The 20,397-nt window shown below is 49.0% G+C and carries 18 protein-coding genes; 15 read left to right on the top strand and 3 right to left on the bottom strand.

The window, feature by feature from the left end; translation table 11 throughout:
• Nucleotides 1-2 precede the first annotated feature (2 nt).
• The 11 genes from L696_RS0121815 to L696_RS0121765 all read left to right on the top strand — a co-directional run bounded on the left by L696_RS0121815 (nucleotide 3) and on the right by L696_RS0121765 (nucleotide 12,541).
• Nucleotides 3-2,369 (top strand): hypothetical protein, encoded by a 2,367-nt coding sequence (locus L696_RS0121815; RefSeq protein ID WP_025685532.1) that lies wholly within the window; start codon nucleotides 3-5, stop codon nucleotides 2,367-2,369.
• Between the two features lie 46 nt (nucleotides 2,370-2,415).
• Nucleotides 2,416-3,705 (top strand): vWA domain-containing protein, encoded by a 1,290-nt coding sequence (locus L696_RS0121810; RefSeq protein WP_025685531.1) that lies wholly within the window; start codon nucleotides 2,416-2,418, stop codon nucleotides 3,703-3,705.
• Between the two features lie 17 nt (nucleotides 3,706-3,722).
• Complete coding sequence (locus L696_RS0121805) at nucleotides 3,723-4,376, top strand: hypothetical protein (protein ID WP_025685530.1); 654 nt, start codon at nucleotides 3,723-3,725, stop codon at nucleotides 4,374-4,376.
• A gap of 16 nt (nucleotides 4,377-4,392) precedes the next feature.
• Nucleotides 4,393-5,658: a TRAFAC clade GTPase domain-containing protein gene (locus L696_RS0121800; RefSeq protein WP_025685529.1), complete on the top strand. Its 1,266-nt coding sequence runs from the start codon at nucleotides 4,393-4,395 to the stop codon at nucleotides 5,656-5,658.
• The gene (locus L696_RS0121795) at nucleotides 5,655-8,675 is read left to right on the top strand and encodes a GAP1-N2 domain-containing protein (protein ID WP_025685528.1); all 3,021 of its coding nucleotides are present in this window, start codon (nucleotides 5,655-5,657) and stop codon (nucleotides 8,673-8,675) included. The genes L696_RS0121800 and L696_RS0121795 overlap by 4 nt, the downstream gene beginning before the upstream one ends.
• A 230-nt stretch (nucleotides 8,676-8,905) precedes the next feature.
• Nucleotides 8,906-9,373 (top strand): MarR family winged helix-turn-helix transcriptional regulator, encoded by a 468-nt coding sequence (locus tag L696_RS0121790; protein WP_025685527.1) that lies wholly within the window; start codon nucleotides 8,906-8,908, stop codon nucleotides 9,371-9,373.
• 89 nt (nucleotides 9,374-9,462) lie between these two features.
• The gene (locus tag L696_RS0121785) at nucleotides 9,463-10,845 is read left to right on the top strand and encodes an MFS transporter (protein WP_049827485.1); all 1,383 of its coding nucleotides are present in this window, start codon (nucleotides 9,463-9,465) and stop codon (nucleotides 10,843-10,845) included.
• 80 nt (nucleotides 10,846-10,925) lie between these two features.
• Entirely contained in the window at nucleotides 10,926-11,495 is a 570-nt protein-coding gene (locus L696_RS0121780) for a hypothetical protein (protein ID WP_025685525.1), read from the top strand.
• A gap of 68 nt (nucleotides 11,496-11,563) precedes the next feature.
• A complete protein-coding gene (gene rpmG, locus L696_RS0121775) occupies nucleotides 11,564-11,713 on the top strand; it encodes a 50S ribosomal protein L33 (RefSeq protein ID WP_007430271.1) in 150 nt (49 codons plus the stop codon).
• Between the two features lie 94 nt (nucleotides 11,714-11,807).
• Nucleotides 11,808-12,275, top strand: a complete 468-nt coding sequence (locus L696_RS0121770; protein WP_025685524.1) for a hypothetical protein — start codon at nucleotides 11,808-11,810, stop codon at nucleotides 12,273-12,275.
• A gap of 23 nt (nucleotides 12,276-12,298) precedes the next feature.
• On the top strand, nucleotides 12,299-12,541 hold the full coding sequence (locus L696_RS0121765; protein ID WP_014281334.1) for a type B 50S ribosomal protein L31: 243 nt from the start codon (nucleotides 12,299-12,301) through the stop codon (nucleotides 12,539-12,541).
• 266 nt (nucleotides 12,542-12,807) lie between these two features.
• Here L696_RS0121765 and L696_RS0121760 read toward each other — a convergent pair whose 3' ends face one another.
• Genes L696_RS0121760 through L696_RS0121750 form a run of 3 tightly spaced genes read right to left on the bottom strand, consistent with a single transcriptional unit; the run spans nucleotide 12,808 to nucleotide 15,923 of the window.
• A complete protein-coding gene (locus L696_RS0121760) occupies nucleotides 12,808-13,917 on the bottom strand; it encodes a GTP-binding protein (RefSeq protein WP_049827484.1) in 1,110 nt (369 codons plus the stop codon).
• An 18-nt stretch (nucleotides 13,918-13,935) separates the two neighbouring features.
• Nucleotides 13,936-14,913 carry a TIGR03943 family putative permease subunit gene (locus L696_RS0121755; RefSeq protein ID WP_025685522.1) on the bottom strand — a complete coding sequence of 326 codons (978 nt, stop codon included), beginning with the start codon at nucleotides 14,911-14,913 and terminating at the stop codon, nucleotides 13,936-13,938.
• A gap of 8 nt (nucleotides 14,914-14,921) precedes the next feature.
• Nucleotides 14,922-15,923 carry a permease gene (locus L696_RS0121750; protein WP_025685521.1) on the bottom strand — a complete coding sequence of 334 codons (1,002 nt, stop codon included), beginning with the start codon at nucleotides 15,921-15,923 and terminating at the stop codon, nucleotides 14,922-14,924.
• Nucleotides 15,924-16,157: 234 nt separating this feature from the next.
• Here L696_RS0121750 and L696_RS0121745 point away from each other — a divergent pair, with 234 nt between their 5' ends.
• From L696_RS0121745 to L696_RS0121730, 4 genes are all read left to right on the top strand, one after another.
• Nucleotides 16,158-17,225: a CobW family GTP-binding protein gene (locus L696_RS0121745; protein ID WP_025685520.1), complete on the top strand. Its 1,068-nt coding sequence runs from the start codon at nucleotides 16,158-16,160 to the stop codon at nucleotides 17,223-17,225.
• Between the two features lie 534 nt (nucleotides 17,226-17,759).
• Nucleotides 17,760-18,467 carry a metal ABC transporter ATP-binding protein gene (locus tag L696_RS0121740; protein WP_025685519.1) on the top strand — a complete coding sequence of 236 codons (708 nt, stop codon included), beginning with the start codon at nucleotides 17,760-17,762 and terminating at the stop codon, nucleotides 18,465-18,467.
• Entirely contained in the window at nucleotides 18,413-19,261 is an 849-nt protein-coding gene (locus tag L696_RS0121735) for a metal ABC transporter permease (protein WP_025685518.1), read from the top strand. The genes L696_RS0121740 and L696_RS0121735 overlap by 55 nt, the downstream gene beginning before the upstream one ends.
• A gap of 50 nt (nucleotides 19,262-19,311) precedes the next feature.
• Nucleotides 19,312-20,304 carry a metal ABC transporter substrate-binding protein gene (locus tag L696_RS0121730; RefSeq protein WP_025685517.1) on the top strand — a complete coding sequence of 331 codons (993 nt, stop codon included), beginning with the start codon at nucleotides 19,312-19,314 and terminating at the stop codon, nucleotides 20,302-20,304.
• Nucleotides 20,305-20,397 lie beyond the last annotated feature (93 nt).

Raw genomic sequence — 20,397 nt, 5'->3', positions numbered from 1 at the left:
GTATGAGAGAGCAGCTGTTACGTTATGCGGCTGACTATGCAGTCGCAGAGGATCAATTAATCGGTAGCGGGGATGGACGCAGCAGCATCCATTTCCCGTCCGTGTTTCTTTTTATCGGTGACCGTATGGGCCCGGCGATGAACACCATTGCAGATATCAACCGGGCCAAGTGGGATAACAGTACAGGGGTAACGTACATCCACATCCGCTCGCAGGAGGATCATGCCGCTGTTGACCGTTCGATGGATGTCATTGCCCATACAGTAGCGGTACCGGAGGAAAGCAGCCACAAAACCGGACGCCGTGATTTGCATCAGGCTTTTTATACACATGAATCGCAGTTGATTGAGCTTAACGCCGCGTTGCGCCGGGCTAGTGGGCACTTGGCAGATTACGGTCGCTTGTATTCCTCGTTCGAGCGTGTCCATTTGTCGATCCTGACGACAGCCGACGATCCCTTGAATGTATTGGTTCCCGAGATTACGCTGTTGGCGGAATACATTTTTGCGCAGTCCTTTAAGTCGGTGCAGATGGATCTGTACGTTTTGGTCAGCGAAAGCGATCAGGCAGCCCAATTTGGCTACAGCAGCGCAGCGTCAGTCGCTTTTATGCGGGAGCTGGACTATATTCAAAGTCCGGATTATACGTTTACGGCGCCACTGCATATGACTGAGGACAAACTGACCATTCCTGTATCTCATGCTCCGTCGCCGTTGTTCGATCTCGTCTATGTGCTGTCCGACAAGAACGAACGCGGTGTAACGGTGCCGAATAGCCTGCGGGAGAGCTGTGACATCATTTGCCACATTCAGCTTCTTAAAAATCGTTATCAGGCGGGGGATTCCTATCGATCCCAGGATGGGGGATACAACAATACATCGTTTAAAAACAACATCATGACGGAATCCGGGCGGCAGGGCTATGTGTCGGCCGGATTTTCCCGGGTAAAGCGCCCTAATGAGTCGATTGCGCTTACGGTGCTGTATCACTTTTATGTGAAGCTGCTGGCGCGTATGAGAACAGAGCAGGAATGGGATATACGCGATAAGCTGGATTATTTCGGTCTGGATGCTACCGAGCGAGGCCGTACACGTAATGACCTCGTTCCTGGCAATGAGGCCATTACCGACATGAGCGCCCTCATGACCAGCGGAGCCAGCTACGGTTCGTTAAAGCGGATGACACTGCGCGAGGCGGAGGAAGCCTTGTTCGGACAGGGCTGTGAAGCCTTTTTCCGTGATAATTGTGAACGGATCGCACACAAACGGTTGGGGGATTTTCAGGCAGAATTACGTCTGCAAACGGCTGTGAACGAATCGGCCAAGGAGCACCCTGAGATCGGTTTGTTCGAGCTTACGGACTGGACGGATGAGAATAAGACCGGGAATGTGCTTACCGCCATTCGGGGATTGATTCGCGATACGTCCAATGATTTGCAGGTCAGCGCTGCCGAGCTGGATGCCCTGTATAGCGGACGAGTGGAGGACCAGCCTTTTCAACGCTTACCGCTGATGGATAAACATAATGTGCGCAGCTTGATCCGTTACCTGACCGAGACGGTCTATGGGCACAAGCTGCACATGTTGCGGATTCAAACGGATCTGGAGCTACTTCGCCGTTATGAGCTGGCTCTTGAAAAATGGCATATGCAGGCGAAACATATTACTGTACAGCTTGCCAATTTGGAGCGTGACCTGCATCAGGCTGCAACGGACAGCGTCCGTCAGGCTGACAGCTACACGGGCCAAAACCTGTTTGAGTATTACGAGCGTGTGACGGAAGATGTCATGCAAGAGCTGGAGACCAAGCGGGGCAAATCTGTATTCTTTGATGTACGGCATATGGGTCCTGTGTCCAATTTGCTAGATGGAGGTCCGTCAAAGCTGGTGGATCGACTCACACAGACTTGCCGCACCCTGATACTCAGCGCACAGCCGTTTAACCAGACATTCGAGGAAGAATTGCTGCGGCGGGCGAATGTGGCTGCTGCCTATGAAAATCGGCTGGTCGTTCCGAAGGATGAGCTGTTTAAAAAACTGTACCAAACGCTGGAGGAAAACGGCGGCATTAACGTGCGTTTACTGGATTACACTCATGAGCATCGGTATGAGGAAAAGTATTTCTTTGGTGACTACGAAGGCGAATTTCTTCCTTATGCGCTGGATGTGGATATTACCTCGCGCATTTACAAGCTGGGGTTTGTGCATGAGCGCCGCAGCAGCGGGGTAGAAAAGCTTCATTTGATGGGTGGTTTCCATCTGGAGGATCTGATGGTCTACCGTAACGGTAAGACGTATTATGAGACATATATGGCGAATGGTTTCGTGTTTCACGGGATCAGCGCGGATCGGCTGCCGGAATTGCGGTAGCAACATGTGTATCCTACTTTAATTATGGAAGGAAGCAACGATTCTTATGAAGCAGCGTAAATTTAATGTTCTCCTGCTGCTGTTCGGCTTGCTGGGCGCCGTAGTGGGCTTCATCATTGGAGAGCTGATTCTTAACAAACTGATAGGCCACTGGCCGCATATCATCGTGCTTGGGCTGTATTTTGGCATCATGGCGCTGTGTATTGGCCTGGGATGCCTTATCGGCGAATGGATTTCGCCACAACTGAACGGGCCTTCATGGCGGCAGCGGTACTCCGGGCTGTCCTGGAAGCTGCTGGTGCCTGCTACGCTGGTGATGCTGTTCGTGGCAGGGCTGCTGCTGGAGCTGGGCTATCAGGTGAACCCGGAAGGTCGCAAAAGCGTACAGGACCTCGTGCTCGTCATTGATAATTCCGGAAGTATGCAGCAAACAGATCCCGATAACGAACGCTTGACGGCCGCCAAGAGTCTGATCGGCCAAATAGATGGAGACAAGCGGGTAGCCATTGTTTCCTTTGAGTCCACTGCGCAGTTGGTTCAGCCGTTTACCCCGATTGGCACAGATGCGGAGAAGCAAGCCGTTTATGCCAAAATCGACAGCATGCAGACCTTAATGACAGGCGGCACAGAAATCGGTCTTGCTTTGGATGAAACCATCAAGGAAATTGAAACTCAGGGTAATGCAGAAAAGGGCTCTCTCGTTATTATGCTGTCTGACGGCTTTAGTGATCTGGATACTCAGACGGCATTGGCTCCTTACATCGCCCGGCAGATTCCGATTAATACGATCGGTCTGAAGCTCGCTGAATCCGATGGTATAGCATTATTACAAAATATTGCCCAAATGACGGGTGGAACTTACTCCAATGTAGCGAATGCACAAGGTCTTACTCAGGCGTTCGGTAAAATTTATGACAAAATCGGCGACCGTACACTGGTAACAGAGCGAACAGGTGAGTATGCCAACAGTCTGTATTTTGCCATTTACCGTGTAACTGCGCTGGTAATTATTGGAGTCTTGCTGGGATTGGCGCTCGGCCTGATGTTCGATAACCGTTTTCTGGCGCGGAATTTCGCGATTGGCGGGATTCCTGCGGGCTTGCTTGCTGGCTTTATTTTGGAAAAGGGCCTGTCCGGCTCGCCCATCGGTGATTTGATGATTCGTTTGATGGCAGCGCTCGTATTGGCGGCCCTGATCGCCGTCTTCTCGCTCGTGCTGCCGATTGCGGAAAATACTCGCCGTTCTTCCGGCGGAGGAAACCCCGGTGCGCCATCAGGTCGCCGGAGGGGAGCACCGGAAGGCCCGCCGCGTAATCGACGCAGCAGTGGATTTTAGAACGGGAGGCGGAACTTATGCAGTATAGGGATGCACAGCCCGGTGATCCTGTTATTTCGGAGCTGAGCCACAAAATTGACGACAACCGGGTTGTGCTTCGCTGGCAGTGGCCGGAAGGAGCCGCCGTGGTATATATTGCGAAACAATTAGCCGATCCGGGTGTGAACGGGCAGGAAAACGCCGAAGCCTTGCCGCCTTTTTCAAGCCTTAAGCTCTTCACACGTGAGGAGTACAAGGCTGCTGGCAGCTACCGCGACCGGATCGATGGCATTGGACGCGTGCGGTATACTGTGTATCCGGCTGTGCGGGAGGATGGAGATACTTTTGTGATCCGTCAGCAGAATGGAGCTAACCGGCTGGAGCTGAGTACGGGCAAAGCTAAAATCAGATATGCGGTTCACCACAAAAAAAGCTGGTTTCGCAGCCGCAAAACAGTGCAGATTCAGGTGACGGCTGAAGTTCCTGTTCCGCAGGAGGCGCTTTGCTATGTGAAAAAGCGTGGTGGCTATCCGGCGGATCGGGAGGACGGAACCTTGTACCCGTTCACGGCACCGTTTGCTGCGGGACGGAATGTGTTGCCCGCTGTCGAAGTGGGCGGAGATGAATATGTGCGGCTGTTTTTTACGGACGGTCAGAAATATGGCACGGTATATGAATTAGTCCCTGAATGAAAGGAGGCCACAACCGATGAGTTTTCTTAGCAATTTATTCAGAAGAAAGCCACAGGCAGCACCACGGCCGTTATTTTATGATATTGTGTGCCCTTATTGCTTTAGTAAATTTTCCCCGGAGGAAGTTGTATTCCGAGCTTCCCATCACCGTGAGGATGACGAGGATTATGCTTTGGGCGAGGATGAGCTGCTGAACAAATATCGGGAGCGCTTTGGCTTGGACAGTGTACATGATATGGAAGCCATTCTTCACCCTCTTGATGTTCCTGAGGAGCATCGTTTGTACTCGGATCATGTACTGACAGGTCTGACGGATCGCTACGGCGAGCTGACACGTCGCAGATTGTGTCCGCATTGCCATAACGAACTGCCAGTGACCGCTGGTAAGGTGCCGAGTAATATTATTTCGATTATTGGAGCTTCGCAGGCGGGCAAATCTGTCTATATGACCTCCCTGATTCATACGTTGCAGCATGTTACGGCCGATCATTTTGATGCGGCTTGCATGCCGTTGAATGCGGAGATCAGCCGCAAGTTCCGTACGATGTATGAGGAACCGTTGTTTGAGCGTGGGGATCTGCTGACCTCAACACAGAAGGAAAAGATGCAGGAGCCTTTTATCTTCCAGTTTGTGTTTAAGGATGAGGAAAAGCCGCCACTGACGCTGGTGTTTTTTGATGTCGCCGGTGAGGGGATGGTCGATCAGGACTATCTGGGTCTGCACGGACAGCATATTAAAAATTCGGCGGGGATTCTGTTTATGGTCGATCCGCTGCAAATCCGCTCTATTCGGGAGCGTATCAAGATCAACATCGGCGACAAGCCGGGCGAATGGGTTTCGCAATATGATGAGCCGCGTGATGTCGTGCTTACGATGTTCGGTGATTTTATCGCGTATCAGGAAAAAGGGAAGACGGATATTCCAACAGCCGTTGTTCTGACCAAAAGTGACATGCTCACTGCGCTGGCAGATGAAGAAGGCACGTACATCAAGACGAACAGCAATATCTTTAATCCGATGGAGCACCGGAAGTATATGGATTTGGATGAGTTTGCTAACATTGATGGCGAGGTTCGACGGTTCATTGAAAAGGTGGATAAGCCGTTCAAGGGCACGATGGATGTGTATTTTACAGATACGGCCTATTTTGCGGTTTCCGCCTTGGGTAGCAATCCGGTGGAGCAAAAGCTGCAAGGGCTGGTTAGTCCGATCCGTGTGGATGAGCCATTCATCTGGTTGCTTTACAAGCTGAAGTACATTGAGGGGAGAGAATCACAGTGAGTTATTCTACCTCTCATTTGATACAGCAGCAGATGTATACACGGGAACGGCGCGGTATTTTCCGTTCAACGGAAGGCTTCGATACGGTGGCCAATTCCAAGGGGCTGGACACTTCTTTTATTAAAAAGGTGCTGCATCCCTTGTGTGTGTATGATGCGCCTGCTGCTTTAACAGCGCGTGGCGAGAAGCAGGAGAGCGTCTACCCAGAAGCCATGCATCTGGTACGGACGGAGTCAGGGGATGTGGTGCTGGGACGCAGTATCTACAAGGCAGCGGATTTTACCGGGCTGCGGAGCGCCTTTTTTACGCACAATTATGTGATTCCAGCGGGGCAGGGTGAATCTCCGTCTGATTATAAGCAATGGCTGAACACATCGTTTGTCGATGCTTATGATATTGAGCGAGGAACGGAATTGCCGGAACTGGAGCGTCTGCCGGGAGGAAGCGTATTTCCATCAGTTGATCCGTCTGCGGTGCTGTCTCAATTGCAGCTCGGCGAAGAAGTGTTCAAGCAGATTCTATATGCAGTCATGATGTCGGCCACGGGCCGTAAAAAGGTATATATAGCACTGAACGTTCCCGTAGAAGCGGTAGCATCTTCAGCCAAGCTGCTGCTGGTTGTGTTGTATGCAGCATTGCCTTATGCATTTCGCAACAGGCTCGGATTTCTTACATATGCGAAAGAGCCGCACAGCAGAAAAGGCATTCATTTGATGTTTGTTGAGCCTTTCAGTTTGCGTCCCGGTGATCGGAATGTGGAAAAGGATTTTGTATTTGACCTTACTAACAGTGGCCGAATACTCAATGTGGATGCAGAGCAGGTGAGACAGCCGTATTTTGACTGGATTACCCGTACGCTGCTGAATGATGGGACGCCGGACGATTTTTTCAAATTTGCCGAGCAAATGCTGACAGGCATGGAGGCGGGGCGTGATCTAACGCTATCCAGCTATCACGAGCTCATTACGCTGTACAAAATAGAGCAGGGAGAGCGTGGACTATATAACGAACGGCGAATTTCCGTGCTGAGAAGCTTGACTGATTATTTGTCTTCTCCCGATGCGTTGCCACGTAAAATGCGGCTGAATGACTTGTTTCTGTCGTTTTTTGATCATGAATTTGATCGGGTGAAGGATGGATATATTCCTGACGTGGGTCTGGTCGACTGCTTCAAGGATTACTATAAAGTTCATGCGCGTAGCGAGAATCGGTTGGTGGAGTATTTGATCCGCTCGCTGAATAACGCCTATACCGCCAAAAATACGGAAGCTGTCACTTTTATTTATCATACGATTGAAGAAAATCCTTCATTGGGCAAGGCGTATTTTACGAAGGTGCTGGGTAATCCGGCGCTCACGAAGCTGCTGTTCATTCCCTACATGGACAGTCAGATGAAAAGAACACCGGATGTGAAGGGGTTGCTGGCTGTCGTGCATGAATGGGGCAGTCGATATATTGAAGTATCGGCGAATGCCGATTTTCAGCTTTTGGCTGAGTCCGCATTGATGGGCAGGCTGCGTGCCGAAAGAAAGCCGGTAGAGGCTGTGGCTGCTATTCATCAACGGTTGCAGCAATGGGAAAGTAGCTCTACGGGGGGCCAACTCTCTCCACTGGAGCAATCCGGGTTAACGGAACGCTTGCAGGAAGCGTCGGATCGGTATTTGCTTACCGAAGTGGAGCTAAAGGAAATCTCACCTGATCAGGTCGTACAGATTCCGTTCTTTACCCGTCCTGATTTGGTGCAGTGGGTCGGGAAGCTGCCAGCCCCGCTCAAGGGACAAGCGGTGCGCTTGATTGCGGCTTACGATTGGTTTAGCTCGGAGAACCCGGAACCGTCCGTGCTGGACGGTCTGGAGCCGAGCGAAGTGGAAAAGGTGCAGGACTGGGCTTACAGCTGGCTGCCTCAGCAGCTTGCGGAGGGCCATTTTGCCCGCCTGCTGCCCGCCTTCTATCGTTCCGATGGCACGGGCGAAGGAATATTGGATTTTGCTCGACTGGTTAGCTCGATCCGCAAATGGGCGAAGGATAACGATACGATGTACCGTTTTATCCGCTGGTCGGAGGGACATGCTGAATTCGCTACGCCACGAGGCGGTTTTGAACCAGCCTATCGACGTGCGTTGCTTTTGTTCTTCCAGAAGGAAGGACGCGAGGGGCTGCATAAAAAAACGCTGTGGCGTGAATATTTTGAGCCTGCCAAGCCTGTCTTTAAAAATTTCTATCTGACAGCAAAGCGTGAGACGGATACGTCTTTGGTTAAAACGCTTCGTCGCTTCCGCAAGGGTGGGGTGATTTCCGGGATCGTGCTTGTCGTCATTGCTGGCACGCTAGGCGGCCTGAAAGCAGCGGGAGTAATCGGCTCTGATGCCGCCGCGCCTGCGCCTGTCAATACACCCAAGCCAGTGCAGCAGCCTGTAGTGAAGCCTACAGTACCCGTGAAGGAAGAGCCTACGGCGATTGTGACTCATGTGCCCAACACCAAGGCGACTACGAAAATGGTCAAGCTGCTGTTTGCTTTTCAAACATCGGCGGAGCAGGCGGCGTTTAAGCCTAAAAAGCTCGTCATAGTCGGTGCGGATCAACAGGAGCATTCATACGAAATTTTTACGCTTGCTGAACAGAACGACAAGGAAGCAGCCAGTAAGGCTAGCACTGGACAGTCTGGTGACGCGAAAACCGGCAGTGCCGCTACAGGAAGCACGACAGCAGGGGGGGCCACTGGCAGTGGTTCAACGGCTGGCGGTGGCAGTACTTCCAGGGGGAACAGCGCTGATCAGGCCGAAACGGTGACAGGAAAATCGGGCGCAGGCACGACGTCAGGGACTCCTACAGAGGGGAGCGGTACGGCAACCGATGGAACCGGAACGGACGCTGACGCGACAACCGAGTATGACCTGAAGCAGTATCCTTATCGCACACTGCTGACCATTTGGCAACGACTGGAGCTAGACGATGCTAGTACAGTTACGGTGGATGGAAAAGAGTACCCGCTGGTTCAAGTGAAAACCGCAGACTAAGCCGTATTCCAATGGTTTCTCATATACAAGCAATTATATATGAACCAACAAGCAAAGAGACGGGCTTCCCTTACTGGGCTCGTCTTTTTGCTATACATAAGATTTTAAATAAGCTTAACTAGAAAATATACTTAAAAACGATCAAAGTATTGACACTAGATAGGTGACTGTTTAAGATTAGTTGGAATTCAAACTATTAAAATTCAATGATTATGGAGGTTAGTAACCACATGGGAAGTGAGGTGTATCCCGTTTGTCTTCCTTGGGAGGAAGAGAGCACGATGTATTTAATTAAATGGATTTTCACAACAGTCCGGCGCGAGATTGAGACGGCGTTGCGTCCTTTGGGGCTTACCTCCCCGCAATCGCAGACGCTTTATATATTGGCAATGTCGCCTGGAGTGACCAACACGGAGTTGGAAAAGCTGCTGCTTATTGATAAATCAAGCGTCACCAGCCTGGTGAACGGGATTGTTAAGAAAAACTGGGCAGTACGCAAAAGTCACCCGCAGGATGCGCGTATGAAGCAGATTTATTTGACTGAGGAAGGCTTGAAAATTCACAAGGTGGCTGAGCATACGGTTGAGAAAGTTAAAAGCTCGGTAGGCGAAACGTTATCTGTGGGGGAGTTAGAGACTCTTCGAGGTCTGTTGAAAAAAATACTTCACGATTACTGTCCTGCGAACGCCCGCGTTTGAACGGATATATAGAAATTTGCCCGGATAGGGGTATTCAAAGGCTGAGTTATTGCAGCGTAGATAGTTTTTACAGGAGAGGGAGAGACCAGATGATAAAAGAACAAACTTATCCCAATGCGGATAAGCTTATGCGTGTGTTGGCCTTCACACTTGTTTTTTCAGTGATGAACGCCTTTATGTTTAATGTAGTCATGCCTGTGATTCGTCAGGAGTTCCATATTAGTGCTTCCGATGTGAGCTGGCTGTTAACCGGTTATATGATTGTGTATGCGGTTGGCTCAGTGACCTACGGTAAGCTGGCGGACAAATACCGTCTCAAGGATTTATTGACGTTTGGGATTATCTTTTTTGCGTTAGGTTCGCTTATTGGTCTGTTGGCCAATCAATTTTGGATGCTGATTGTAGCCCGTTTGCTTCAGGCCGTAGGGGCTGCTGTCATCCCGGCAACGGCTATGATCGTTCCTGTCCGTTATTTCTCTGCTGAAAAAAGAGGACGCGCCTTGGGCGTTACAGCAATTGGCTTGGCCCTGGGTACGGCACTGGCTCCGATTATATCCGGTTTGATTACAGGCTTTGCAAGTTGGCGCTTTTTGTTCCTTATTTCCATGCTGCCGCTTATCGCCTTGCCGTTTTTTCGCAAATATTTGGACGACCAGCGGGGAGAAAATCAGAAATTTGATTTTCTGGGTGGATTGCTGCTGGGCGGAACAGTAGCCTTCTTACTGCTTTCCATTTCGCAAAGCAGTATTATATTTTTTCTGGTCGGTATTGTGCTGTTTGCTCTGTTTATATGGAGGATCGCCACCGCTAAAGATCCATTCATTCAGCCCAAGCTGTTCCGCAACAAGCAATATTCTTACGGATTGCTTATCGCCTTTTTGGGAGCAGGGGTCAGCTTTGGACTGCCGTACCTGGCGCCGCAGTTTCTGAACAGTCTCAATCAGCTTACGCCTGCAACGATTGGATTGATTATGTTTCCGGCGGCCATTGCGTCGGCGTTGCTTGGTAAAAGCGGTGGGCGTTTGGCCGATAGCAAAGGAAATTCATTTCTAGTCTACACGGCAATTACGTTTATGTTTATCTGCTTTATCAGCTTGTCTACCTTTGTGGGCGCGTCTCCGTATCTCATTTTATTTTTACTCATTTTCGGAAACGTAGGTCAAACCTTTATGCAGATTGCCATGTCTAATACGATTTCCCGTACCTTGTCGAGGGATCAGATTGGTGTTGGAATGGGGCTGCTGTCTCTGCTGAATTTTATTTCCGGTGCAGTGACGACCAGTATTTTGGGTAAAACGCTAGATAGCTCGTCTACCTTTCACCTGAATCCTGTCGTATCCAACGTGCAGGTGTTCAACTTTAGCAATATATTTACAGTTCTTGCGCTGATTGCGCTCGCAACCATGGGACTTTACGCTTTGCAGTTTCGCCGGGGCCCACGCCGCAATACGACTGCTGCCCAGCAAGGATAAACATTTTATGCAAACTCATGTCAAAACAAGGGTATAATATAGAAGGAAAAGTTCATCTACGGAAGGATGGAGTGTCCGGCATGACAAGAAACCTTCAATATGTACCCTATGGCTATGAGCCTCCAGTCGAGACGCATAAAGGGACTATGATCTATTATGATACGTTTGAGCAGATTACAGTCAGGGAACTGGAGATTTTTGCCAAAACGGGAGCTACGCTATCCTTTAAAAAGCTGGTACTATACCCGTTACATGAGGAAACAGTTAGGAGAATGTGGAAGCAGCCGGTTCGCTCATATTACAAGCGGGTGGACGACCTTGGGGAGTGGCAGCGGGAGCAGGCTTTGAGCGCTGTTGTAATCGAGAGCTGGGAAGGTAAACGCAAAAAGTATACGCCGATTGAAGCAGCAATCCGTTTTCTGGCGGAAAAATATCCTCCCCCGCTTTTTCTGTATATGAATCCTGAAACTGCAAATTTGTGCGCATCCTATGCATCGTTCGATGAATGGATCAGAAACGTCAGATTGGTGCTTTCGACCGAACCATTGGAACTTCATCCGAAGCTGGCACAGTACTGTAATCGCTGGAATACAGTAGAAGAAGCGATAAACCGTCAGTCAAAGGTTGACAAAGAGCACCCTGAATTATAGAATGGAACTAACCGTAAAAATTACTATTGTAATTGAATACCATGTATTCCATTTAAGGAGGAAGAGAAATGCGCGTAATTGTTACCTTGGCATGCACCGAATCTGGTGATCGCAATTATACAACAACCAAGAACAAAAGAAATCATCCGGAGCGTCTTGAAATGAAAAAATACTCTCCGCGTCTGAAAAAGTATACGATCCATCGTGAAACTAGATAATTTGGGGCTTGCTACATAGCAACCTGAATTGTTTTGCATCCTGAAGGGAGCCTGAATTCTACTGAATATAGGGCTTCATGAAAGGAGCCATGGCATGGTCTCTCCACTTCATGTTGAAGAAATCGTGTTAAGTTTGCAAAAGCCTGCGTTATGGAACCGGCGAAAACTTGAATTAGTCCAGTGGATAGAGCGTCCAAAGATAAAGCTTGCACCTAAGCAAACAGCCTTTTTTCATGGCTGTACGATAGATGCCGAGCTGCATGGTACGCTTTGCCTTTTGAATCGAAAGCACGTGGCTACCGAGTTCTCCTGTGCTGGTGTCAGCATTTGGGACGAGCCGGAGGACCATTCACTATATGCTTATATAACGATGAAGGCTGACGAAAGATCGGGGGCGTTCGTGCAATGGGCGATGCGATATATACGGCATCGTTTGCTTGTCGTTTACGAACCTGAGCGCAACCGTTACGATCTGTCGTCTTTTTTTCTGGGGCATAATCGTTCCTTTTGCCAACTGATGGAGTATTGCGCCAGTACGTATGAGTTTGAACCAATAAAATAATATGAAAGCTTAGGTGAAATAATATGAAAAAAGATCTTCATCCAACATTGAACAAAGTTATCTTTTTGGACCCTAGCTGTGGATTCTCTTTCCTGAGTGCTTCCACTAAGTATTCCCAAGAAACGATGGAATGGGAAGACGGCAACACATACCCGGTTATCCGTGTAGATACCAGCTCCGCTTCTCACCCGTTCTTCACTGGTAAACAAAGAAACGTGGATATCGGTGGACGTGTGGATCGCTTTAACAAAAAATATAACCTTTAAAACAAGACGAGCGTTATGTTCGCGGATTATACAAATAATTCGTGAACATCGCTTTTTTATTATCTGCAGATAGTTACATACGCAAATGAGAACAACAAATCATTTTACACAATCGAAATTGAAGACTCTTAGTGGATATTGGTGTTTTGGATGAGATTCATGGTTATTGTGACCGTTGTACGGATTAATTACGTAAGAAGTCTTAATGAGTGAACCCCCCGACAGAAGTGGAGGGTTCTTCTTTTATATCAAAGCGGATGTGCCGATTAAAGCGAAATAAAGCACTGCTCCCATTGGTCGGCAATGGCTGCTTTGTCGAGCTGCTCTCCAATGAGCGTGACATACCCCTGACTCACGGGGAGCGCGGTGGGCTGCCACTCCAGGTGGCTGCCTGAAAATTGCAAAAGCATCGTACCTTCGTGCGGAAGCACGCAATAGCCTTTCGCCCGAAGCAGCGAGGAACCGAGCCCGGTCAGGAAGCTTTCCAATCGTTGCTTTTCAAGTGGCTGTGGAGAATATTGATGCAGCGTTAAGCTCTCCAGACGGGAAAACGAATGGGGCTGGTTGGCATCGTGGTTAGGGCTATGACTGTGCGCAGAAATGACTTTGAATACCGTACTTCTGGAGATACTGCCAGGTCGTCCGATACTTTTGGAGGAAACAGGGACGGACGCTGCGGCTGCATCGGTTCGCTGCGCCTGTGCTGATGTGGGTTGAGTTACCTGTACAGGTTTTGCGGCAACGGATACGGAGGCCAGAACAGGCTCTAGCAGTGGTTCAAGGTCAACCCGGCTATATTCAGCGGTTTGCAGCTTGGCCGTATCGTTGAGCTTGCGGATGCTTTTGACGACCTTCGTCACTTCACGGCTACTTGCGACATCCGTCTTGTTCACCACAATGAAGTCTGCGGTGCACAGCTGTCCGTGCAGGGTCCGAACCAGCTCCTTATCAGCCGTAAAGCGGCTGTTGTATTCATGGAACAGCTCAGCATCCACAACACTGATGCTGTGAACCAGATACAGCCGATCTGCCAGCAGCGGGGAGCGAAGCTCTTCCAGCACTTGCTCAGGGTTGGCTACCCCGGTGGTTTCCATGAAGATCAGATCCGGCTCCTGACTGAGCAGGGTGTGCAGAGCGCCTGCCAGTTCATTTCTTTTGCTGCAACAAATGCAGCCTTCCAGTAGTCCCTCGACCGATACGTCAGGCATTTCTTTAGAAATAATGGAACCATCTACATCGTATTCACCCATTTCGTTCATTAAAACAGCAGCACGAAGGGGAATTTGGCGGGTATGTGCCAACAGGCGCAGAAGCAGTGTTGTTTTGCCGCTTCCAAGAAAACCACTGATTAAAATCACAGGAACTTTGTTCATCATTCTTCCTCCTTAATAAGTTTAGTGTGCTGCATTCAAGCGATCAAAGGTGGCTACCGAGTCGGCCTGAGTATAAACATAGGGGGATTCCGGCTGCGCGACAGCGGTTATTTTCTCGGATCGAATTTCGAGTACGGGTACATTGTCTTTTTGTGTGGCGTGTAATGTTCCTTCAATAGTCACCCACGTATCCTTGTCAAAGGACGGTGCCTTCTTGGATTGGATGATGATCCCGAAAGGCATGGCATCGGCAGTACAGCACATAACGAGGAATCTTCCTACCGCAAACAGACCATTGCCCGGCAGGCTGCCGTCTTTATAGACAAAGCCAGTCACCTGCACTTTTTTTCCTTCAAAAGCGTGCTTATACAATTCGATGGCTCCAATGGTTTCGGAAAAAATCTCCGGTTTGATCTGTATGGTCGGCTGCTGGTACAGACGTTTCGCCAGCTCGGCAAATTCTACGTTGTATTTATCAGGTGGAACGAACAGCTTATCCAGCGTTTCCTGACTCCATTTTCCCCCTGAAGGGAGTGAAGCTGGAGTAGAAGATACGGTTGATAACATGGAGACTTCCGGTGCTTTCGTGGTCTGTATATCTGTTTTGCGTCGGATCTCCGGGTTGGGATACGTGAAGGACATGCCTTTTTTGGCCGCCATGTCACTGCCGAGCGCCTGATTGGGCAGCAGAGAACCGAATAGCAGCGGAATGAGCAGCATTCCGTATACAAGTGTTTTTTTTACCCAGCTTTGAGGCAACGGATGCTCACAATCACATAAATCCTCGCCTTCCTGCTTCCCGGCTATGCCGTGCCACGCCATAGCCAAGGCGATAAACAGCAGGGGTACGGGGCAGAGCAGGAGCAGCTTTTGCATTTGCGGAGCCAAGTAGTAATGAAGGGAATTCGATTGACTCAATGTGATGATATACACAGCCAATCCAATCATGAGCAAGGAGCGCATGCCATACTGCCAGCGGATGCTAAAGGTTGAATTCACGTTCGTAATCACCTCCCCAATAACCATTCAGCAGCTATAGAGCCCACCAGGACAAGCGAAACAATAAGCAAGCACAGGACGGCGACAAATTTGGTGCGGAAGGTGCTTAACAGCATGAGCGTGCCTTTGAAATCCAGCATTGGGCCGAGTACAAGAAAGGATGCCAGCGGACCCAGTGTAAAGGTATGCGAAAAAGCAGTAGCGACGAAGGCATCGGAGGTGGAGCATAGCGACAGGACGTAGGCAAAGCCCATCATAAAGGCGTACGAGCCAGCCGTTCCACCACTTAACGAAAGCATTTCATCACGCGGGATGAAGGTCTGGATGCAGGCTGTCAGCAACGCACCGATAATGAGATATTTGCTCATGTCCAAAAATTCGTCGCCAGCATGTACAAAAAAGCCCCGCCATGTGCGATTATGCCGATGAGTCTGGTTGCTCTGCTTTTGCTGGTTAAAAGAGAGCAACGACCGTTTGAGCGGATGCACACGCACAAAGGCATACACGATCAGCCCGATGATTGCAGAAACGACAAAGGCCAGCCCCATTCGAACGGCAGTGACCTCGGGATGGGAAGGAAACGCCATCATCGTCGCAGCCATCACCACAGGATTGATCATCGGCCCGCTTAAAATAAAGGTGATGCCCATATAGGCAGGCATTCCCTTGAGCATCAATTGGCGAACGACAGGGATCATGCCGCATTCACAGATGGGAAACAGTAGACCCAGCAAGGAGGCCAGCAGGACACCCGGCACAGGATGCGCAGGCGCTATTTTGCGAATCCATGTTTCCGGTACGAGCCATTGCAAAAGGGATGAGACGAGCACGCCGATAAGGAGAAACGGGACAGCTTCCAGAAAGATGCCCATAAATACCGTTTTTAACGGCTGTAGCTGACTCGTATCTAACGAACGAATCCACCGGGGAGATAGCGTAACAAGCACAGGGATGAGAAAGGCAAACGGAATCATAAAAGGCAGCATCTTCAACAGCGTACTGTTTTTCATTCTACGTCTCCTTGGGAATAAGGGTTCTTGTCTACATCCTATGCCTGCAATGGGACAAACATGACCGCTGAATCGTGCTTGAATCACCCCCTATATTGACAAATCCGAACGTATTCATATATATTTATGCTCATTAATCGTAATTATTATTATTAAATATCACTAAACGATTGCAAGAAGGAAATTTTTACGGTACGATCCTTATTAAAACGTTGTAAAGACAAGGAGGATTTTATGATACCGATTGTTGTTTTATCCGGATTTCTGGGCAGCGGTAAAACAACTCTTCTTCAGCATGCGCTGGCTTATTATAAAGGGCAGGGGCTCAAGCCGGCTATTTTGATGAATGAGTTGGGTGATGTTAATTTGGACGGCAGTTTGGTGAACGGTCAGGCTCCCATGAAGGAAATGCTTAGTGGTTGCATATGCTGTACCATTCGCGGAGATTTAGGCGTGGAGCTGATGAATCTTGCCGAGGAATATAAGCCGGACGTGATTATCGTTGAATGTACCGGAGTGGCCAATCCGCTGGAAATTGTAGATGCGGTGACAGATGCCTCCATCTATTCCTCAATGATTTTACAATCCGTTATTACGGTGGTGGATGCGCGTCAATTTCTGGATTTTGCCTCGGGCAACGAGAGAAGCAAGTCACATCGCTTGATGCAGGATCAGCTTCGATGCGCTTCCAAGCTGATTATTAACAAGACCGATTTATTGGCTGCGGGGGAGTTGCAGAAGACACAGGCCCTCGTAAAAGAATTAAATCCGTATGCGCTGACGGTGAGCACGCAACGGAGCGACGTGGACGCGGATACTTTTTTCTCCATTCAGGGAGAGGATCGTATGGACGCATTGCGGCAAAAGGAGTCCACAGCCGATAGCAGAAATGATCATCATCATTTGGAAAATCATCTGCACGCTCACGCTCATGATGACCATGCAGACCATCACCATGAGCACGATCATAACCACGAACATGACCACGAACATGGGGAGCATTATCATTCCTACGACCATGTAGTTGTTCATACGCATTTCTTTGGACAACCTGTGCCACGCTCCGAGTTTGAACAGTTGTTCCGCAGTTTGCCTGCTGAAATTTACCGAGCCAAAGGAATTGTGCGTTTTCTGGAATCAGAGGGTCAGATGATGTTCCAGTTTGCCTACCGGGAGTTGGAAATCATTCCGATTCGTCCGCAAAAGCAGGTGAACGATGTAGCGGTTGTTATGGGCGAAAATTTCTCTGCTTCCGAGATCGAAGAACGGTTGAGAAAGCTGGAAATGGCCGAAAACCATTGACTGGTTCATGACGTCAGGAACGAGCGGCATTTATCCGTCAAAACATAAATCCCACGCTCACCTGGCTGGAAGAGTGCCTTTAACGACAAAAATCTCGGCTCCTGTGAGGAGCTTGCCAAACAGGGCGTGGCGACTTATGTGCAGGAATTATCAAACAAACCGGGCTCCACATTAGGAGACGTATATCAGGATATACTGATATTGGACGTATTTTCCGGGTTGAGAACTGTGTGGAAAAGACGGTAAGCAGCATCCGTGAACAAGTGGAGCCCATTCAGACTCAGATCGGTACTGTAGAAAAGGCCGAAAATATTAGTAAACGAGCAAAAGACCTGCAAAACATTGACGAACCTTTCCTAAACTGTTAAACTTGCTAATGCGTAAAGGTTACGTTTATCAACGCTTGTTTTTTTATTATCTAATCGTAATAATTACGGTAGATAGTTTCATGAGAATAAACGACCTGGAGAATCTGCGCGGAGGTAAATCGTTCAGATGGCTCCAGGCTTTTTAAAGGAAAGGAAGATCTGCGTCATGTTATTAGCCTCACTGGAACAAGTTACATTTGGCTACGGGGACGTTCCTAATCTGGTGGATGCCAATGTTGAAATTTTTTCTGGCGAATTTGTGGCCATTACCGGGCCGAATGGGGCTTCCAAATCGACAATGCTCAAGTTGTTGCTCGGTTTGCTTCAACCTTGGAAGGGCAAGGTGTTTATGTCCGACCGTACAGGTGAGGGTAAGAAGCTCGTTGTCGGATTCGTATCGCAGCAAATTGCTGCTTTTAATGGCGGATTTCCAAGTACCATTCTGGAATTTGTCCGTTCAGGAAGATACACTCATGGCTCGTGGTTGCGCCGTATGCGGCCCGAGGATCATGATTTGACAGAGCAGGCGCTTCGTCAGGTAGGTATGTGGGATTTACGTCATCGTAAAATCGGCGAGCTGTCCGGTGGACAGAAGCAGCGCATTTGTGTGGCACGAGCGCTCGCTCAGGAATCGGATTTGCTCATTTTGGATGAGCCCACGACCGGGATGGATCAGGAAAGCCGCCATCACTTCTACGATCTGATGAATCAGCAGGTTAAGGAATATGGAAGAACCGTAGTCATGGTTACCCATGGACTATCGGAAGTGCAACATTATCTGGATCGTATTATTGAGCTTGAGAGGAAGGAAGATGGCGGATGGAAATGCTGCACTACGACTTCATGCAGCGGGCATTTTGTGCCGGTGGGGTAATTGCACTGCTGGCCTCGGTGCTTGGAGTGTACCTGATGCTGCGGCGCCAGGCTCTGATGGCGGACATGCTATCGCATGTATCGCTGGCAGGGGTGGCAGCGGGCGCCTATCTGGGCATTAATCCGACGATAACTGGTTTTATCGTAGCTATAATCGGAGCGATTATCGTTGAATACGTCCGCAGGTCTTATAAAACGTACAGTGAGATTTCTGTGGCCATTATTATGGTGGGCGGCCTGTCGACGGCTGTTATTTTAATGAACCTGAATCAGAGTATTAATAAAGGCTTTTCCGCTTATTTGTTCGGTTCAGTGGTGGCGGTCAATCAGACAGAGCTGATGTTGATGATCGCAGTGGCTGTGATCGGGGGTATTTTCTTTTTCGTATTCCGGCGTCCTTTGTATCAGATTACCTTTGATGAAGAAACGGCGAAGACAAACGGCCTTCCTGTCAAATCCATTTCATTTGCGTTTAGCATTTTGACAGGGATGATTGTAGCCGCTGCAATGCCGATTGTCGGTGTGTTGCTTGTCTCCTCACTGATCGTGTTACCGGCTGCATTGGCGATTCGAATTGCACCGAGCTTTGCCGCAGCCATCTGGATATCTATGGTGACCGCATTGATCGGGGTATTTTCGGGTTTAACTGCTTCGTATGAACTGAGTACACCCCCAGGGGGGACGATTGCGATGGTGCTGTTATTATTCCTGATCGTGGGAATCTGTATTCAAAAGCTGGTCCGCAAGCTGGGTAAGCAGCAGGCTTCCCGGCAGAAGAATGCAGCACGCCAGTGAATGAAACAGTTCGTATTCTGAAAAACCAAACAAATAAAGGAGCTATGAACATGAATACATGGTTCAAAAAATCATTTGTATTGTCTGCAGGGCTGGCACTTATTTTGTCTGGCTGCGGAGCCAAATCTGATAATGCAGCTACCAACACTCCCCAAACCGAGCCGAATCAGGCACAAACGACGGACAGCGGCAAAAAGCTGAAAGTGGTTACCACTTTTTATCCGATGTATGAGTTTACAAAGCAGGTCGCTGGAGATCATGCTGATGTAACCGCGCTGATTCCTGCTGGTGCTGAGCCGCATGACTGGGAGCCAAGCGCCAAAGATATGGCACAGGTGAAGGATGCCGACGTTTTTGTATATAACGGTATCGTGGAAGGCTGGGCAGAGCAGGCTTTGAGCAGCGCGTCTAACGACCAGCGTGTTGTGGTTGAAGCAAGCAAAGGGCTGAACCTGATGGAAGGTACTGCTGAGGAAGAAGGAGAAGCGCATGCAGAGGAAGGCCATGCTCACGATCATGTGCTGGACCCTCATGTATGGCTTGATCCAGTCTTGGCCCAAAAGGAAGTAGAGTCCATTGAAGCAGGGCTGGTAAAAGCCGATCCTGCAAACAAAGCTGATTATGAGAAAAATGCTGATGCTTACATCGCCAAGCTGAAAGAGCTGGATACCGAGTTCAAAACAGGTCTGAAAGATATAAAACGTAAAGACTTTATTACCCAGCATGCTGCTTTTGGTTATTTGGCTAAGCAATATGGTCTAACCCAAGTACCAATTTCTGGATTATCTCCGGAGCAAGAGCCTACACCGGACAAGCTGGTGGGTATTATCAAATTTGCCAAAGAGAATAATGTTAAAACGATTTTCTTTGAAACCCTTGTTGATCCAAAGGTCGCTGAGACCGTAGCTACTGAAATCGGTGCAAAAATCGATGTATTGAATCCGCTCGAAGGACTGACGGATGAAGACAAGCAGAAGAACCTCGACTATCTTGGTGTTATGAAAAACAACATGGAGGCTTTGAAAAAGGCTCTGAATGAATAAGACTGTAAACTGACATTGGAACGACTCCGGTGTCAGTTTTTTATGTCTATATAAGCTAAACTCAAAAGTTACCTATCGTGCCACTGCGCATCT

The organism is Paenibacillus maysiensis (assembly GCF_000520815.1).
Classification (GTDB): domain Bacteria; phylum Bacillota; class Bacilli; order Paenibacillales; family Paenibacillaceae; genus Paenibacillus; species Paenibacillus maysiensis.
Note: the sequence above shows the minus strand (reverse complement) of the source record. Positions and strands in the feature narration are given on the sequence as shown.

Excerpts from the sequence above, each read along its gene's own strand:
- L696_RS0121815 (WP_025685532.1), top strand. The coding sequence starts at position 3 with ATGAGAGAGCAGCTGTTACGTTATGCGGCTGACTATGCAGTCGCAGAG.
- L696_RS0121810 (WP_025685531.1), top strand. The coding sequence starts at position 2,416 with ATGAAGCAGCGTAAATTTAATGTTCTCCTGCTGCTGTTCGGCTTGCTG.
- L696_RS0121805 (WP_025685530.1), top strand. The coding sequence starts at position 3,723 with ATGCAGTATAGGGATGCACAGCCCGGTGATCCTGTTATTTCGGAGCTG.
- L696_RS0121800 (WP_025685529.1), top strand. The coding sequence starts at position 4,393 with ATGAGTTTTCTTAGCAATTTATTCAGAAGAAAGCCACAGGCAGCACCA.
- L696_RS0121790 (WP_025685527.1), top strand. The coding sequence starts at position 8,906 with ATGGGAAGTGAGGTGTATCCCGTTTGTCTTCCTTGGGAGGAAGAGAGC.
- L696_RS0121785 (WP_049827485.1), top strand. The coding sequence starts at position 9,463 with ATGATAAAAGAACAAACTTATCCCAATGCGGATAAGCTTATGCGTGTG.
- L696_RS0121780 (WP_025685525.1), top strand. The coding sequence starts at position 10,926 with ATGACAAGAAACCTTCAATATGTACCCTATGGCTATGAGCCTCCAGTC.
- rpmG (WP_007430271.1), top strand. The coding sequence starts at position 11,564 with ATGCGCGTAATTGTTACCTTGGCATGCACCGAATCTGGTGATCGCAAT.
- L696_RS0121770 (WP_025685524.1), top strand. The coding sequence starts at position 11,808 with ATGGTCTCTCCACTTCATGTTGAAGAAATCGTGTTAAGTTTGCAAAAG.
- L696_RS0121765 (WP_014281334.1), top strand. The coding sequence starts at position 12,299 with ATGAAAAAAGATCTTCATCCAACATTGAACAAAGTTATCTTTTTGGAC.
- L696_RS0121760 (WP_049827484.1), bottom strand. The coding sequence starts at position 13,917 with ATGATGAACAAAGTTCCTGTGATTTTAATCAGTGGTTTTCTTGGAAGC.
- L696_RS0121750 (WP_025685521.1), bottom strand. The coding sequence starts at position 15,923 with ATGAAAAACAGTACGCTGTTGAAGATGCTGCCTTTTATGATTCCGTTT.
- L696_RS0121745 (WP_025685520.1), top strand. The coding sequence starts at position 16,158 with ATGATACCGATTGTTGTTTTATCCGGATTTCTGGGCAGCGGTAAAACA.
- L696_RS0121740 (WP_025685519.1), top strand. The coding sequence starts at position 17,760 with ATGTTATTAGCCTCACTGGAACAAGTTACATTTGGCTACGGGGACGTT.
- L696_RS0121735 (WP_025685518.1), top strand. The coding sequence starts at position 18,413 with ATGGAAATGCTGCACTACGACTTCATGCAGCGGGCATTTTGTGCCGGT.
- L696_RS0121730 (WP_025685517.1), top strand. The coding sequence starts at position 19,312 with ATGAATACATGGTTCAAAAAATCATTTGTATTGTCTGCAGGGCTGGCA.